The 17076-nt window shown below is 38.1% G+C and carries 11 protein-coding genes; 7 read left to right on the forward strand and 4 right to left on the reverse strand.

Translation table 11 applies throughout. The features are described 5' to 3' along the window. Nucleotides 1-65: 65 nt before the first annotated feature. Genes tsaE through porW form a run of 3 tightly spaced genes read right to left on the reverse strand, consistent with a single transcriptional unit; the run spans nucleotide 66 to nucleotide 5521 of the window. Nucleotides 66-488 (reverse strand): tRNA (adenosine(37)-N6)-threonylcarbamoyltransferase complex ATPase subunit type 1 TsaE, encoded by a 423-nt coding sequence (gene tsaE, locus ACRD7B_RS05910; protein ID WP_430823554.1) that lies wholly within the window; start codon nucleotides 486-488, stop codon nucleotides 66-68. Nucleotides 489-540: 52 nt separating this feature from the next. Further along, complete coding sequence (porX, locus tag ACRD7B_RS05915; RefSeq protein WP_430823555.1) at nucleotides 541-2094, reverse strand: T9SS response regulator signal transducer PorX; 1554 nt, start codon at nucleotides 2092-2094, stop codon at nucleotides 541-543. A 25-nt stretch (nucleotides 2095-2119) separates the two neighbouring features. Continuing rightward, entirely contained in the window at nucleotides 2120-5521 is a 3402-nt protein-coding gene (porW, locus tag ACRD7B_RS05920; RefSeq protein WP_430823556.1) for a type IX secretion system periplasmic lipoprotein PorW/SprE, read from the reverse strand. Nucleotides 5522-5696: 175 nt separating this feature from the next. Between porW and ACRD7B_RS05925 the strand changes: the two genes are divergently transcribed. The 7 genes from ACRD7B_RS05925 (at nucleotide 5697) to ACRD7B_RS05955 (ending at nucleotide 16151) form a co-directional block, all read left to right on the forward strand. Continuing rightward, nucleotides 5697-7040 carry a sigma-54-dependent transcriptional regulator gene (locus ACRD7B_RS05925; RefSeq protein ID WP_430823557.1) on the forward strand — a complete coding sequence of 448 codons (1344 nt, stop codon included), beginning with the start codon at nucleotides 5697-5699 and terminating at the stop codon, nucleotides 7038-7040. Between the two features lie 34 nt (nucleotides 7041-7074). Then, a complete protein-coding gene (locus ACRD7B_RS05930; RefSeq protein WP_430823558.1) occupies nucleotides 7075-7509 on the forward strand; it encodes an SRPBCC family protein in 435 nt (144 codons plus the stop codon). A gap of 4 nt (nucleotides 7510-7513) precedes the next feature. After that, nucleotides 7514-8530, forward strand: coding sequence for an AbiH family protein (locus ACRD7B_RS05935; protein ID WP_430823559.1), 1017 nt, complete (start codon nucleotides 7514-7516; stop codon nucleotides 8528-8530). Between the two features lie 480 nt (nucleotides 8531-9010). Further along, nucleotides 9011-10645 (forward strand): patatin-like phospholipase family protein, encoded by a 1635-nt coding sequence (locus tag ACRD7B_RS05940; protein ID WP_430823560.1) that lies wholly within the window; start codon nucleotides 9011-9013, stop codon nucleotides 10643-10645. Nucleotides 10646-10807: 162 nt separating this feature from the next. Continuing rightward, the gene (gene leuS / locus ACRD7B_RS05945) at nucleotides 10808-13591 is read left to right on the forward strand and encodes a leucine--tRNA ligase (protein ID WP_430823561.1); all 2784 of its coding nucleotides are present in this window, start codon (nucleotides 10808-10810) and stop codon (nucleotides 13589-13591) included. Nucleotides 13592-13874: 283 nt separating this feature from the next. Further along, entirely contained in the window at nucleotides 13875-14744 is an 870-nt protein-coding gene (locus tag ACRD7B_RS05950) for a YitT family protein (protein WP_430823562.1), read from the forward strand. A gap of 138 nt (nucleotides 14745-14882) precedes the next feature. Next, on the forward strand, nucleotides 14883-16151 hold the full coding sequence (locus ACRD7B_RS05955) for a M23 family metallopeptidase (protein ID WP_430823563.1): 1269 nt from the start codon (nucleotides 14883-14885) through the stop codon (nucleotides 16149-16151). Here ACRD7B_RS05955 and ACRD7B_RS05960 read toward each other — a convergent pair. Beyond that, entirely contained in the window at nucleotides 16148-17047 is a 900-nt protein-coding gene (locus ACRD7B_RS05960) for a cation efflux transmembrane domain-containing protein (RefSeq protein ID WP_430823564.1), read from the reverse strand. The genes ACRD7B_RS05955 and ACRD7B_RS05960 overlap by 4 nt on opposite strands. Nucleotides 17048-17076: the final 29 nt, after the last annotated feature.

The raw sequence follows: 17076 nt of genomic DNA on the forward strand, positions 1-17076 counted from the left end.
GTATAAAACCTTTCCTAGTTATGCGTTTCAATATAGTGAAAAAAAACTTGAAATATTACAACGGTTTATTGTTTAGTAACAGTTAGTTTGCGTCTGCCATCACTTTCTTCAGTTAAGTGCAAATCAAGTCTTCCGTTTGGTAGTAAAGAGCTTATCTTTTCGGGCCATTCAATCATGCAGAAGTGACCTGAATATAAATAATCTTCGTAACCCATATCGTAGGCTTCACTTTCTTCCTTTAAACGATAGAAATCAAAGTGATAAACAATATCTTCTTCTGGAGTATGGTACTCATTAACAATCGCAAAACTTGGACTGTTAACCGTGTCTTCTACTTGTAAATTTTTGCACAATGATTTGATGAAGGTGGTTTTGCCAACTCCCATCTCACCATAAAAAGCAATCACTTTTTCATTTTTATAATGCGCTAGGAATTCTTTAGCTACCTCATCAATGGTTTCAAGTGAATCGATGTAAAATGTATTCATGTTTAATAATTATATGCTGCAAAAATAACAGAAGCCAGCGAAATTTCATCTATTAATTACGACCTTTTAATGTCACGCAAGGAATAATCATCTCCTCAAGTGAAACGCCACCATGTTGAAAGGTGTCGCGATAATAGCTGACGTAATAGTTATAATTATTTGGATATGCGAAAAAATCGTTGTTGCAAGCAAAGATGTAAGAGCTAGAAACGTTTGGCCTTGGCAAGAATGCTTTTTTAGGATCCTTTATCTCAAATACCTCTTTTGCTTTGTAATTTAAGTTTTTACCCTGCTTGTAACGTAGGTTGGTATTCACATTGCGATCACCAATTACCTTCACTGCATTTTGAACCCGAGTAGTACCATGATCGGTGGTTAATACAATTGTAACGTCTTCCGATTTTAAGCGTTGCAATAATTCGTGAAGAGGCGAATGGTTATACCACGATTGTGTGAGAGAACGATAAGCTGCTTCATCACGCGCCAGTTCTTTTATCATCTTCACTTCGGTGCGGGCATGCGATAACATATCTACAAAATTAAAGACAACCGCATTTAAATCATTATTCATCAGCTCGTGTAAGTTGTCGAGTAAGTTTTTACCACCAGCGCTGTCCGATATCTTGTGATAGCTATAATTTACTTTCTTGCGAAAGCGATCGAATAAGGTGCCAAGCAATTCTGATTCATACATGTTTTTACCTTCTTCCTGATCGTCGTCGACCCAAAATTGAGGGAACATTTCTTTTATCTGAGAGGGTAGTAGGCCTGAGAATATTGAGTTTCGGGCGTATTGTGTTGCCGTTGGTAATATGCTGAAGTAGGGATTGTCATCTTCAATCAGGTAATCTGCCGAAATGACTTTTTTCAATACTTCCCATTGGTCGTATCGAAAATTGTCGATCACGATAAAGAATACTTTCTTTTTTTGCTCAAGCAAAGGTAAAACGGATTGCTTTACCAGTTGATGCGATAAGAGAGGTGCATCTTCACCAGCAAGCCAATCTAAATAGTTATTCTTTATAAATCGCGTAAAGCTTTGGTTGGCCTCAGCTTTCTGCATGCGCAATACTTCATCCATTGCGCCATCGCCTTGTTCCAGTTCCAATTCCCAATATACCAAACGCTTGTAAACTTCTACCCAATCTTTGTGAGTAAATGAGTCGTTTATTTTAAGGGCGATTTGCCCGAATTGCGATTGATAACCAGAGGTGGTTGTTTTGGTAACCAATTCCTTTGTATCCAGATTCTTTTTAATGGAAAGCAAAATTTGTCTTGGGTTGACAGGCTTGATGAGGTAATCGGCAATTTTATTACCAATGGCCTGATCCATGATGTCTTCTTCTTCGCTCTTGGTGATCATGATGACCGGTATCTCGGACCGCATCTCTTTCAAATGATTCAGTGTTTCAAGCCCAGATAGTCCCGGCATGTTTTCATCCAAAAATATTAAATCGTAAAACGATGTTTCAACCATCGATAGAGCATCTTGTCCATTCGTAGCTGTTTCAACATTATATCCTTTCTCCTTCAGAAACAGAATGTGCGCACGCAAATGTTCTATCTCATCATCTACCCATAAAATCTTAATGTTGCTATCGCTCATGTATAAGATACTTGAAGATTAATAATTACTTGTAATTGCTTTTGTAAAAGTTGTCGTATTCTTTAACAAGAGATTTAGTCATTAGGTTTTGTAAGTTATCAGATGAGACAGGCCATAGGTAATGTTCTTTACGAATTATGTCTCTCGTTAAGAAACTATTGTTTTTAACATCGGAGATATAGGCCGTTGCTTCGTTAGCGTTTTTAAAACCATCTACCTGAATCGCCCGGTAATCCTCACCAATATCAACCATAGTAACACTTAGTTTGTCACCATAATCGTTTCGTGTAAAATTGGTAAATATAGTTTGAAAACGCTTGTAGTCCATGCGTGTTTTTTTAACTACAATTAAAGCGTGATGTGCTTGCTCTGCATTATATGTATATAAAGGCGCTTCTTCAACCTTTTCAACAACAGGTTCGATAGCTTCCTCCCTTTGAACACTGTTTTCCTGAACATTTTGGTCTACTTCTGCCTTTTCAGGTCTTGTTTCTTCAATGACTTCGGCCTCAACAGGATCAGGTACATTAGCAACTGGTTCTATCGTTTCAGGAACGGCCTCGCTCTGTTCTAATTCCGCAGTGCTTGTAGCTTGTTCCTTTGTTGGTTCTGCAAATACCTCATCTGGTTTTTGGGTCTCCTCAGGTTTAACGCTAACCTTTTCCAGCTCTGATTTTTCAACAGGTGCCAAATAATAGGTCGCAAAGAAGAGTGTGTATTCTTTGATTAAACCCGACAGATAGAATTTGTTCTGATTCGAAGTTGATATCGCAAGAATATTGTCCTTAAAGAAATCAAATTTGAAAAACTCAGGGCGCTCGCGCAATGAATAGAAGTAATCCATTGCTTCCGACTTGTTCTTGAATCCAGAAATGACAATCGCTGTTTCTCCATTGATAAGTACTTTTTCACTAATGCCAAAATCGTGTAATAGATAACGCGAGAAGTTGTAGTCAGCCACATTATATATGGCTCTGTTAAGGTTCGTTTTATCAATAGATAATACCACTATGTCGTAGGCTTCATTCTCAACATAAACAAAGCCTTCACTCGAAATGTCTCCTTCGCTTTCGTCGGAGGTATCATCTTTAGTTAATGATTTCTGACTGGTGCTTGGAACACTTGAATAGGTAGTGCCTTGAACCGGTTGCATACCATCCGCTAGTAGCTTAAGTAATTGGCTTGCAAGAGCGGCTTCTTCACTGTTCTCATCTCTTCCTACAATGGTTTCCAAATCTGCTTTGAATGCTTCGTTATTGCCTGTTTTACCTTCAGACAAGGCACGAATTAATAAATACTTGTCGGTAAGAGGGTTTTCTTTATCAGTAAGAACTATTTCGTTGGCCTCATTTATTACCTCATTGTATTTTCCAAATAAGAAATTCTCATATGTATTCTCATAGGCTAATTCCTGTTGTTTCTTCATTTCAATCATCTTATTGAAGAAATCAGGATCGTTAAGTGAAGCTACAAATCGACTGTCAGGGAATTCTTGTTCTAATCGGTTTCGGGCAGAGGTCATTCCTCCCGTATCGTTATTAAGGCGATAGGCATTGTATAAGGCTACCAAAACTTGCTCACGCGATTTGGCTTGTGGATAGCGGGATAATAAATCTTCGAAGGACTCAATGGATTTAGGATAATTTTCTAATCCATCCATAAATATAAGTCCCATTTCCATTAACGAATTTTCGGTCAGCTCATCTGATGCCACTCGTTGTTCTTCCGTTTGCGGAATATCAGCTAATAGTTGCGCTCGTGTTGGAATTGCAGTTGCATTATTTGCTGGTACATCCACTTTGTTTGCTGGTTCATCGGCAGATTTAGTGTCTTGCTCCGGACTGTTTAAATCAGGCAAAGCTGATGGATCCCCAAAATCATCTTCCTCTTCTTGAACCTTGCTTTTATCACTTCGCCTCCAATTATCTTCAAGTTTACGCTTACCCCATCGTTTCTGGAACTCCATTTTTCCCATTCCCATGGAGGCTTGATTGTAGAAATACCATTTGCCACCACTCTGATTCATGGCAGAATTACTTCCTGAATTTTGATAGAAAAAAGGATCGTTGAAATTATCTTCTTCTTCGCGCTCTTTGGCCAAACGCTGTTCTTCTTCCTTGGTTTCGATTATGCCATCGAGATAGGCCAATAAAACAGGTTCGCTCATATCTGCCAATCGCTGCAAACTGTCTTCGCGTTGTACAATCAAAATGTGATCAACAAGACCGCTCAATCCGTTATGGCGCTCCTCAAGTTGGTCGTACAACTCGTAATCCTGATCAATTACTGTTAGGGCGCTATCGTAATAAAAGTAGGCATTAGGGAAGTCCATTCTGTCATAATAAATCTCACCAGCCTCTCTGTATGAAATACCTTTTTGGTTTTCATTGTCAACACTGCTTGCTACAGATTTTTTATAATAATGTAGTGCTTCGTCAGTATTTCCTTCACCTTCAAAAACTTGTCCGAAAGCCCAATAAATACGATCTAAATAGTCCTTGTTCTTCTTGTCTTTTCTCAGCTTGTGCAGTTGCTTTTTTACTTCTTCAATGTTGGCATCTTCATAAATAATTGATGCGCGATTGACTTTTGCATTAAAAGTCATTTCATAATCGGTACTAACTTTGGCAACATAAGCAAAGGCTTCAGTGGCTTGCGACTTTTGATTGTTGGCAGCATAGAGTTGGCCAAGAATGTAGTTGAAGCGAACACGTCTGTGTTTTTTTGCTGTTGTCAGGCTGTTCTTAATGTAGGGAATCGCATCAGCGTATTTTTCTTGTTTAAGAAGAAGATTGGCATAAACGGCCATGAATTCACCGTATAGTTCTTCGGGCGCATTGCCGCCTAAATCGTAACTCTCCAAAGCCGAGAGTGCCCCAATGTAATCGTTGTATTCGGTATAGGTTCGAGCTAACCAAATAAGCGCCTCGTACTGTGCAGGTGTATTATTAAACTCTCGGGCAACATATTGAAACGTTCGGATGGCAGGTAAAAATTCATGCTTGTAAAGCTGAGCTTTACCAATCATCAGATAGGCATTGTCAACCCAGTCATTGTATTCTTTGCGATTATAAAATTCGGCAGACCGACTGTTTTTTGATCCTGATCGTTTTTTAGGTTTGGCCGTAATGGAATGTTTCTTGATTAATTTTGTTCCTTTCTCGATAGCCCTATCCATATCGCCAGTTGCAATCGAAATGGCATCAGCATCCGACGATTCAAAAAGTGGTAGAATGTCAGAATAGTCGTTCTGACAATTATCTTGAATGGCTTTAACTCCGTTTTTAAGACTTTCACGGCCGTTGTAGTAGACATTATAGTAGGCGGTCAGATTATGATAGTTGCGACTTAGCCAAGTGTTTTTTTTTGTGCTACACCCAACCAAAAGAACCAAACTAAGTATTATAGTAATTTTTCGAAAAATCATGGAATATCAACGTAATTCTTAATCAAGATATAAAACTCATTTCGGCTAAAAATATTTCATAAATCATTAAAAATAGCCTTATAGAGTTAAAACAATTTTTAAATTTACCAATTATCAAGTCAAAACCAATTATCGCAAAGGTAATGCTTATTGGAAATGTTTAAAGTGTAGAGGTATGAAGATTAACGTTATTGAGGATGATAAGGTGTTTAATAGGTTGATTGAACATACGTTAAAGCTGAATCCTGATTATGAGGTGGTATCCTATTTTAATGGTAAAGATTTTATTAAAAATTTAGGCGACGACCCTGATGTTGTTACACTTGATTTAGGATTGCCTGATTTAACCGGAAACGAAATTCTTAAAAAGATCAAACGCTTTAATCCTGAAATTGATGTGATTGTCATATCAGGACAGGATGACATCTCAACAGCCGTTCAGTTATTGAAAGAAGGTGCATACGATTACATCACCAAAGATGGTAACATTAAGGAAAGGTTACTTCATAGCATTCAGAACATTAAAAAGCAAAAGAATCTTAAGAATGAGATTACCCAGTTAAAGACAGAGATTGGGCATAAGTACCAATATAAAAATGCGATTATTGGAGATAGTCCGGCCATAAAAGAGGTGTTTGCCTTGATCGATAAAGCCATTAAAGTGCCAAATATAAATGTTTCGGTATATGGCGAAACAGGTACAGGTAAGGAGTTAATAGCCAAAACGGTTCATTATAATTCGCCTAGAAAAAGTAAACCTTTTATTGCGGTGAACATGGGAGCCATTCCGCGCGAATTGATCGAAAGCGAATTGTTTGGTCACGAAAAGGGAGCATTTACCGGAGCCATTACAACCAAGAAGGGTAAGTTTGAAGAAGCCGATGGAGGTACCGTGTTTCTGGACGAGATTGGCGAAATGGATTTCAACCTTCAGGTTAAGTTGCTCCGTGTATTACAGGAGCGTGAGATAACCCGCGTTGGTGGAAGTGGCGTGATAAAAATTAATACGCGTATTATTACCGCTACCAATCGTGATTTGGCCGATGAGGTACGTCAAGGTAATTTTAGAGAAGACCTCTATTATCGTTTGCTCGGTTTGCCTATTCAGTTGCCGCCTTTGAAAGATAGACGTAACGATACAATATTATTAACCCAGCATTTTATTAAGGCCTTTTGTAAAGAAAATGGCTTAAAAAAGCTGGAGTTAACACCAAAGGCCAAGAAGAAAATATTGAATTACCGTTTCCCGGGTAATGTGCGCGAGTTAAAAGCTGTTGTTGAATTAGGCGCAGTGTTGACCAATGGTGAGATTATTGATGAGGAACACATTGTGTTTAATTCAACCCAAGGCGATACTGAGATATTCTCAGAAGAACTAACACTAAAGGAGTATACCGAGAAAATAATCCGTCACTACCTGAAAAAATACAACAACAATGTATTGAAGGTGGCTGATAAATTGGATATGGGTAAATCAACCATTTACAATCTGATTAAAAAGGATAAAGAAAATGAATAGTTAGCCTATTCGATATTCTACTTATTAGCTAATTATGGCAAAGCCAATTATTGTCAAACAAACATTTAATATTTCACGAGATCGTCTTTGGGAGATCATCACCGAGCCTACTTTAATGCGTCAATGGTTCTTTGCTGAAATACCCGATTTTAAAGCTGAAGTGGGTTTTAGTACACGTTTTAATGTGGATGCTGGTGAGCGGCAATTTATGCATTTGTGGGAAATAATAGAAGTAGAGAAGATGTGTAGCATTACTTACGATTGGCGTTACGAAGGCTATACAGGACAAGGTATTGTTAAGTTTGAATTAGAAGATTCGAATAACGGGACTTTATTAATAGTTACAAGTACCGGCATGGAAAGCTTCCCGCAAGAGATGCCAGAATTCTCTCGGGTGAGTTGCGAAGGCGGCTGGAAGTATTTTATAAATGAGAAATTGGTGGGGTATGTTGGTATAGAAACTATATAATGATATGAGGAATCTAATAATTATTGGAAATGGTTTTGATTTAGCGCATGACCTTAAAACTGCTTACTATCATTTTTTAAGTGATATAAAAGAATCTAGTGATAAATATGAGGCTTCGAGTATAAGGAGTAATACTAATATGTTGCTTGAAGCTTTTAATTACAGTGAGGCCGGAATTTGGAGTGACATTGAAAGTGTATATTTTGATATTTTGAAGAATATCAAAGATAAAGCATATTTGCAAAATAAGTATCGGTACGCAAACCGCTATAATACCTCGAAAGAATTAAATGAACATTTTGAAGATATTAAGCAATGTTTACATCACTATTTGCAGGGTGAAGAAAAAAGGTTTGTTAGAAATGAAAATTATACAAATTTCTTCGGGAGCTTCTCAGGCAAGAATACGGTCATTGTTAACTTTAACTACACAAACACAGTCAAAGAATATTTGAGTGAGACAAATTCAGATATTGAGTTAATACAGATACATGGTGAGCTAAATAATATAGATAATCCAATAATCTTTGGATATGCTGCAGATGATAAAGAATCTAAAGACTTATTAAATGAAAATGACAATAACTTCGTTCGAAACATCAAGAAGTTTAACTATTTATTCACAAAGAATGAAGAGATATTAAAAAAGCACCTAAATTCAGAAGAGTTTAATGTTTTTGTTTTGGGGCATTCGTGTGGTATTTCTGATAATTTAATATTAAGTCAAATATTGAATTCAAAAGCAATTCATAAAATCTATCCTTTTTATTACAAAGATCGCGATGGATATTTTAACACAATGGTTAATATTGATAGAATAATTGATGATTATTCAAAGGAGGTAAATGAACTTAAAGTTTTCTCCAAATTAGTCTCGTTCCCAAATAGTCATGAGATGCCTCAATTAGATTATGATGAAAAATTAGGTGTTTACTTAGAGTCAATACTAAACTCACGATTACCAAAAGAACATAAGAGAGCTGGTGAAAAATTAATATTAGATGCTGCTTCTAGGAGGTGATTTATGACGCGAGTTTAGCCCGAGCCGAACAATTAAAGATAGGACAATTTGAAAACAAGTGGCATTTTTACTTTTCCCATTTGTGTCGATACACGGTGTACCTGCTTCTCTCCGAAAATATTAAAGTACACGATGTACTTGCTCCTTTCCATCCGGAATTGCAAACGACACGGTGTACTTGCTTGTTTCCATTCGGAAATGTAAAAGTACACAGTGTACAATGGTGTTTTTATCCAGAAAAGTGAAAGTACAGGGTGTACTTGCTTGTTTTACTCCTGAAATACGAAAGTACACGGTGTACAATGTTGTTTCAGTGCTGAAAAGTAAAAGTACACGGTGTATCGATTAATTTCCATTCGAAATTGAAAAAATAACAAGGTATTTGATGCTTGATTTGTGCTAGAGCAAAATAAAACTTGCTGTATTATCAGAATACTCTTAGTTTTATAATCCTATTTATCGTTAATAGATTATTGGATTATGGAACCACAAAAACTTAAAATTGGTCTGGCCTTTTCGGGAGGTGGCTTTCGCGCAGCATCGTTTAGCTTGGGTGTGCTAAGCTATCTGAATCATATAAAAATCAAGGATCAACCACTATTAGATAGTGTGATTGCACTTTCAACTATTTCGGGAGGAACCATTGCTGGTGCGCGCTATTCTGTAGGCATTAAGCGGGGCGAAAGTTTTGAAACGATTTATGAGGATTTGTATGGTTTCATGAGTCGGCTCGATTTGATTGAACATAGTCTCGATAACCTGATTAAAAGTAACGACTGGGATAAAAAACGCAGCAATGGTTTGATCGAAGCATTTGCCGATTTGTACAATAGTGAATTATTTGCCGAAGAGAAATTCTCGCGAATTTTAGAAAGCACACCCGATATTCATCTCAAACATATCTCATTTAATGCAACCGAGTTTGACAATGCCTTGCAATTTCGTTTTCAGGTAAGCGAAACAATGAAACAGACTTCTGAGGAGAAGCCCGATAAAGGCATTATTGGAAATTATTATTACCGAATACCAGAGCAGGTGGCAAAGGATATTCGCATGGCAGATATATTGGCGGCTTCCTCCTGTTTTCCGGGTGGGTTTGAACCAATTGTTTTTCCTGATGATTTTGATTTGGAAGCAAGTGATGCTTCGCGTATTTTCTTTGAAGAGAAAAAAGATCCCATTGGATTAATGGATGGCGGCATTGTAGATAATCAAGGGATTGAACCTTTATTGTTGGCCGAGGATCGAATGAAAAAGAACGAGGGCAAAAAGCCAGATGATGCCAATGTAATGGACTTATTAATTATGTCGGATGTGACGAGTCCCTATATGGAAGATTATTCGCCTTGGAAAACCAAGAAGAGTTGGTGGCGCAGAATGACGCCTCGAGCTATATTAATCGTTAATTCTCTGGCTTTGCTTGGCTCCATAGCAGGCTTATTTTTTAGCTTAAAAAATGAACTGACTGGATGGAGTGCAGCAGCATCTGCGGTGGTAATTTTTAATTTAATCGTGTTTTTATTGTCTCACTTTTTGCTCAAGTTGCCCAAGAAGTTTGATGTGCCTCAAGCTTTTCTTAAACCTATCAGGAAATTGTTGAAACTTCGTCTGGTAGTGTTTGAGAACATGATAATGAATCGCGCCAGCTCACTCTTACAAATGAACATGGACGTGTTTTTGAAGCACATTCGCCGTTTGAATTACAACCGCATTTATCAGGATAAAACGTGGAAGAACCGCCGTATAATGAATGCGATATATGAATTGCGTCATGGCGAAGAGAAGCTGCTATCCAAAATTAAAAATAACACCATTCCAAAGGAATTAATTCCGTCAGAAGCAATGCAGAACGTTGCTGATACGGCATCAAGCATGGGAACCACCTTGTGGTTTACCAAGGATGAGTTAGAGAAACAAGACATGCTCAATTCTATTATTGCATGTGGGCAATTTAGCATGTGTTGGAATCTACTTTGTTACATCGACGAAATCACCAAGAGTAATGAGAATTTGAGTACTAATCACGTTTTGTTGGTTGATGTCAAAGAGCAATTGATGGCGCAATGGTTGCAATTTAAGGAGAATCCATTTTGGATGCTTGAAGCGAGTTCTTAATAAAGATTTTTCTTCATTACGTTTAACTAAGTTCTGATATGTATTGAACTTCTAGTTCTTTGTGTTTAAAATCACGATTTTCAGTTCTGTAAAAAGGATAAGTTTTAGTAATTTCGCAGGCTGAAAGAAAAGCGAAGTATTTACGACCATTCAATAAATATCATGGAATACAATTTTAAGGAACTAGAACAAAAATGGCAAAAGTATTGGGACGATAATAAAACGTACAAAGTTGAGGTTGATAACAGTCGACCAAAATTTTATGTGCTCGATATGTTTCCTTACCCATCGGGAGCTGGATTACACGTTGGTCACCCGCTCGGATACATTGCCTCTGATATTTACAGTCGATACAAGCGATTGAATGGTTTCAACGTGTTGCATCCAATGGGCTACGATGCTTATGGTTTGCCTGCTGAGCAATATGCCATTCAAACGGGACAGCACCCGGCCATCACCACCGAAAATAACTTAACGCGCTACCGCGAGCAACTAGATAAAATTGGTTTTTGTTACGATTGGGATCGTGAAGTAAAAACATGTGACCCTGATTATTACAAGTGGACACAGTGGGCTTTTATCCAAATGTTCAACCATTACTATTGCAATCAGGCCAAGCAAGCGCGTCCGATTTCTGAGTTGGCCGAAGCATTTGCATCTGTTGGAACCAATGGTTTGAATGTGGCTTGCAGCGAAGAATTAGAATTTACTGCTGAGCAGTGGAAAGCTAAAACAGACAAAGAACAACAAGAGATATTATTAAATTACCGTTTGGCTTATTTGGCCGATACAATGGTAAACTGGTGTCCTGCTTTAGGCACTGTATTGGCCAACGATGAGGTGAAAGAAGGTCTTTCGGTTCGCGGGGGTCATCCGGTTGAGCAAAAGGTGATGCGCCAATGGTCATTGCGTGTTTCGGCTTATGCCGAACGTTTGTTAACAGGCTTGGATAAGGTTGACTGGAGTGATTCGTTAAAAGAAATTCAGCGAAATTGGATCGGTCGTTCCGAAGGTGCTGAAATGACTTTCAAGGTGAAGGATTCGGATGTTAACATGGAAATCTTTACCACACGTGCCGATACGGTTTATGGTGTAACTTTTATGGTGTTGGCGCCAGAGAGTGAGCTGGTTGATCAATTAACTAAGCCAGAACAGCGTGCTGCTGTTGATGCCTACATTGTTGAGACTAATAAACGTACCGAGCGTGAGCGATTGGCAGAGGTTAAAAAAGTAACTGGAGTATTCTCAGGATCGTATGCCATTAATCCATTAACAAACGAAGAAATTCCGGTTTGGATTAGCGATTACGTATTAGCTGGTTATGGAACAGGTGCTATCATGGCCGTTCCTGCGCACGATTCGCGCGATTTTGCCTTTGCACGTCAGTTCGATTTACCAATCCGTCAGGTGGTAATACCTGTTGGAGCCGAAGAAACAGATACAGCTACATGGGAAGATTCAATCGACTCCAAAGAAGGTACAATGGTTAATTCCGATATCTTAAACGGATTAGACGTAAAAGAAGGAATTGCCAAAACAAAGGAATACATCAAAGAAAAGAACATAGGTAAGGTTAAAACCAATTTCCGCCTGCGCGATGCAATTTTTAGTCGTCAGCGTTATTGGGGTGAGCCATTCCCAGTTTATTACAAGGATAACATACCTTACATGTTAGACGAGGAAAAATTACCATTGACTTTGCCTGAGATTGATAAATATTTACCAACCGAACAAGGAGAGCCACCATTGGGGCGTGCTAAGGATTGGCAAACGGAAGACGGCTATCCTTTAGAATTAAATACCATGCCTGGTTTCGCAGGTTCATCAGCGTATTATCTACGTTACATGGATCCAAAGAATGATAAGGCATTGGTTGGTAAAGAAGCTAACGAGTACTGGCAAGATGTTGATCTTTACATCGGTGGAACCGAGCATGCAACGGGTCACTTAATTTATTCGCGATTCTGGAATAAGTTCTTGTTCGATATGGGTAAGGTGATTAAAGATGAGCCTTACAAGAAGTTGATCAACCAGGGAATGATCCAAGGGCGTTCAAATTTTGTTTATCGAGTTAAAGGCACAAACAAGTTTGTGTCGCATGGTTTGCGTAAGGATTATGATGTGACAGACATTCACGTGGATGTGAACATTGTACGAAACGATGAGTTGGATATGGAGGCTTTCAAAAAGTGGAGTCCAGATTATGCCGATGCTGAGTTCGTACTTGAGAATGGAAAGTATGTGTGTGGATGGGCTGTTGAGAAGATGTCAAAGTCGATGTACAACGTGGTTAATCCAGATGATATCATTGCTGATTACGGTGCTGATACACTTCGTTTGTACGAAATGTTCCTTGGTCCTTTGGAGCAAAGTAAGCCTTGGGATACAAATGGTATCGACGGGGTTCATAAGTTCTTGAAAAAGACATGGCGCTTATTCTACGATGGTGAAACTCTGAAAGTAAGTGACGAAAAAGCAACGCCCGATGAGTTAAAAGTACTACACCGTACCATCAAAAAGATCAGCGATGATGTGGAGCGTTTCTCGTTTAATACTTGTGTAAGTGCCTTCATGATTTGTGTAAACGAACTGAACGACTTAAAATGTAATAAACGCGAGATTTTAGAGCAGTTATTGGCTTTATTGGCACCATTTGCACCACATATAAGTGAAGAGTTATGGCATGCATTAGGTCATGATTCAACAGTTTGCGATACAGCTTGGCCTGAATTTAATCCTGCTCTAGTGGTTGAGTCATCTGTAACTTATCCGGTTTCATTCAATGGTAAAATGCGCTTTAAGCTTGATTTACCTGCTGACATGAATCCAAAGGACATTGAAGCAACTGTTTTGGCACACGATTCGTCAGCTAAATGGTTAGATGGGAAAACGGTTCGTAAAGTAATCGTTGTTCCTAAAAAGATTATCAATATAGTAGTGGGCTAAAAACAATGCTGATAGCTATCAGCTTTTGGCTATTAGCTTTTTAAAATAAGGAGGATTGATTTTCTCAAAAAATCTCAAAGCCCGCAAGGATTTTTTCTTGTGGGCTTTTTTTAAATAGCTCATCGGATGAATATAACTTATCACCTTATATTCATCCGATGAGTAAATAATATGAACATATGAAACGAGCCATGAGAAAAGTTTTCTCACACAGGAGAATGACTATGGTGGCGAGTTCCATCCCGATAGCTATCGGGAGACAATTGAAAGAAAATATAATCATATGAAAAATAAAACTACTGTATTAAAAGAGATACGAAGTTACGTGATGCTTACCATTGGCTTAGGTGTTGGAACTTTGGGTTGGACCGGTTTCTTGATTCCGGCTAAAATTGTGGGTGGAGGTTTAACAGGTATTGCTACCATTATATACTTTCTTACGGGCTGGGATGTTGGTTTAACAACCTTGGTGATTAATGCTGGTTTGATTCTTCTAGCCATCCGCATTTTGGGGGCTTCCTTTGGTATTAAAACCATTTATTGTGTCCTGGTGTTTTCGGGCTTTTTATCCTTTCTAAGTCCAATGTTTACTGAGCCAATTGTTTCGGAGCTCATGATGAATGCTATCATAGGTGGTATTCTTGGAGGTCTTGGGGCAGGTATTGTGTTTGTGAATGGAGGTAGTACCGGCGGGGTTGATATCATTGCCATGATCATTAATAAATATAAGAACATCAGTCTGGGGCGCCTTTTGCTCGGCATGGATGCCATTATTATTTCTTCTTCTTATTTCTTACTTCAATCATCCTCAATCGAGACGGTTGTTTACGGATTTATGACCATGGCAATTTTGGCGTATACGGTGGACATGGTTATATCGGGTAATAAGCAGACCGTGCAGTTTTTTATTATCTCATCCAAACCCGATGAAATACGTAAGTCGGTTATTTTTGATGCTAATCGCGGCTTAACTGTACTAAATGGTGTTGGCGGGTATTCAGGTGAGGAACGCAAAGTATTGATGGTGATAGCACGTAAGAGCGAAACCCAAATGATTTTTAAGGTGGTTAAGCAGATTGATGACGAAGCTTTTATTACGGTTGGTACCGTTATGGGAGTGTATGGTCAAGGTTTTGATAAGATCAAGATATAAATGAAATATTGGTTTGGGACAAAATATATTTTTCGGATTAAAGTTATAAAGTATATCTTAGTGCATCCATCGGATTTTAGCGGCAGAGACGAGTGTTTTTGCCTTTAGTCCGATAAAAATATTACACCTAATTTTGTCATGAAGAAGCGTTCTGTCTATTTAATTGTATTGGCTGTTTTAGTATTAATCCCAGCTATCTATTTTGGTATCCATCGATATAAGCACCCCCGTTCGATTGTAACGGACGAAACGATTGATTCATTAGCCATTATTGAATTACCCGAGCCAGAATTGCTATATGGATTGCCATTGGACACCTTCGAGATTGTTGCGAATAAGGTGAAACGAAACCAGTTTTTAGCCGATATTTTCCTAAAAGCCGGAGTGGATTATCCTACCATCCATAAAATTGTAGAAGCCTCAAAGCCTGTTTTTGATGTTCGTAAAATAAAAGTCGGTAACAACTATTCAGTATTTTACTCTAAAGATAGTTTACGAAGTTTACAGCACTTCGTTTATGAGATTGATAATACCGATTACATGGTGGTTTCGCTAGCTGACTCTATTGATGTGTATCGCGACATAAAAGAAACTGTGGTTGTTCCAAAGGTGGCTTCGGGTGTTATTAACTCTTCATTATGGAATGCCATGTCGGATAATGGGGTAAATCCTTTATTGGCCATTGAATTGTCGGAGATATTTGCGTGGACAGTTGATTTCTTTGGAATTGAAAAAGGGGATAATTTCAAGGTATTGTACGATGAGCAATTTGTTGATAGTGTAAGTATTGGAGTAGGTGAGATTCGTGCTGCACTGTTTCATCATCGAGGCAAAGATTACTATGCCTTTAATTTTGAGGAAGACAGTGTTTGGAACTTTTTTGATGAAGATGGGCAGAGTTTGCGAAAAGCTTTTTTGAAAGCTCCTTTGAAATTCTCGCGTATTAGTAGTCGCTTTTCGCATAGTCGTTTACATCCCGTTCTGAAAATACGACGTCCGCATCATGGCATCGATTATGCCGCACCTTCAGGTACGCCAGTTTACGCTTTGGGCGATGGACGTATCTCGGTAAAAGGTTATCAGAAACGAGGTGGAGGAAACTACCTAAAAATAAAGCATAACAGCGTTTATACAACCGTATATATGCATCTAAAAGGTTTTGCCAAAGGAATGGCTAAGGGTGTTCATGTGCAACAAGGTCAGTTAATAGGATATGTTGGTTCTACCGGTTTATCTACTGGACCGCACCTGGATTTTCGAGTGTTTAAAAATGGTAAGCCTGTCGATCCTTTAAAAATTGATGCTCCACCAGTAAATCCCGTTAAGGAAGAGAATAGAGATACGTTTAATGTATTTATTCAGCCTTTAAAGCTCCAACTTGATAGCATTCCGTTAAATCAGTTTTAAGCTCTTTCGGTCAGAATAATCTCAACATCAACATTTGAATAGAATGTTGAGATGGCTTTCGTTATTCTACCTTTTAGCTTATCGCTATAAGTCAGTTGTAGGTTTTTTTGACTTGGAGTCAAATATACTGTAACCCACCTTCTACGCCCGGTTTTTAATATGTACGCTTTGTAGCGTTCAATTTTATCGTGTTCCAATTCATTATCGATTAGTTTTTCAATATCAAGTTGTGTGGCCTCATCTTGACCACTGAGTAAAAGTTCCTTTGTTCCAGTATTCATTGCTCTAATCGGAACCGATATTGTAAGTAATCCTACTGCTATTACTACTACTTGATCCATGTATTTAATGTAGGGGCTTAAAAAGCCATCTTTCAATAGGAATGCCGCAACAAAAGAGGCAGCAATACTGGCTGTAATCAAAGTATTAATCATCCAGTTTTCCGTTTCAATTAAAACGATAGGCGAGTCCGTTTTTTTAACCTGAACTTTAAGATATAGATAGGTTATTATATTGCCAACTAGTGCAACTAGCAAATAAATGATAATAGCGCCAAGTTTTAGTTCGTTGCCGCCATTCAAGAGCAGAATGATATTACTAACAACAACAAAGGATGTTAAGCCAAATACTATAAAGCCTTTTATAAGTATATATAACGGTTCGAGCGCTACGTAACCAGCGGGTCGTTTAAATGAAATTGGTGCATTAACCAGATTAGATATTTTAAGTCCAAAGAATACAGTTACTGCCGATATCAGATTAAACGCAGCATCCAATAAGACAGCTTGTGATGATGAGAATAAAGAAAACCCAAATCCTAAAATAGAAAAGGATAAAGCACTAAGCATGGAGACCGTAATTGCTTTTTTTTCGATGCTTGTATCTGATATGCTCATAAAGATGTTTTTAAGTAAGATATTTAAAG

Source organism: Carboxylicivirga fragile, assembly GCF_050589805.1.
In the GTDB taxonomy this organism is placed as follows: Bacteria; Bacteroidota; Bacteroidia; order Bacteroidales; family Marinilabiliaceae; genus Carboxylicivirga; species Carboxylicivirga fragile.

Excerpts from the sequence above, each read along its gene's own strand:
- tsaE (WP_430823554.1), bottom strand. The coding sequence starts at position 488 with ATGAATACATTTTACATCGATTCACTTGAAACCATTGATGAGGTAGCT.
- porX (WP_430823555.1), bottom strand. The coding sequence starts at position 2,094 with ATGAGCGATAGCAACATTAAGATTTTATGGGTAGATGATGAGATAGAA.
- porW (WP_430823556.1), bottom strand. The coding sequence starts at position 5,521 with ATGATTTTTCGAAAAATTACTATAATACTTAGTTTGGTTCTTTTGGTT.
- ACRD7B_RS05925 (WP_430823557.1), top strand. The coding sequence starts at position 5,697 with ATGAAGATTAACGTTATTGAGGATGATAAGGTGTTTAATAGGTTGATT.
- ACRD7B_RS05930 (WP_430823558.1), top strand. The coding sequence starts at position 7,075 with ATGGCAAAGCCAATTATTGTCAAACAAACATTTAATATTTCACGAGAT.
- ACRD7B_RS05935 (WP_430823559.1), top strand. The coding sequence starts at position 7,514 with ATGAGGAATCTAATAATTATTGGAAATGGTTTTGATTTAGCGCATGAC.
- ACRD7B_RS05940 (WP_430823560.1), top strand. The coding sequence starts at position 9,011 with ATGGAACCACAAAAACTTAAAATTGGTCTGGCCTTTTCGGGAGGTGGC.
- leuS (WP_430823561.1), top strand. The coding sequence starts at position 10,808 with ATGGAATACAATTTTAAGGAACTAGAACAAAAATGGCAAAAGTATTGG.
- ACRD7B_RS05950 (WP_430823562.1), top strand. The coding sequence starts at position 13,875 with ATGAAAAATAAAACTACTGTATTAAAAGAGATACGAAGTTACGTGATG.
- ACRD7B_RS05955 (WP_430823563.1), top strand. The coding sequence starts at position 14,883 with ATGAAGAAGCGTTCTGTCTATTTAATTGTATTGGCTGTTTTAGTATTA.
- ACRD7B_RS05960 (WP_430823564.1), bottom strand. The coding sequence starts at position 17,047 with ATGAGCATATCAGATACAAGCATCGAAAAAAAAGCAATTACGGTCTCC.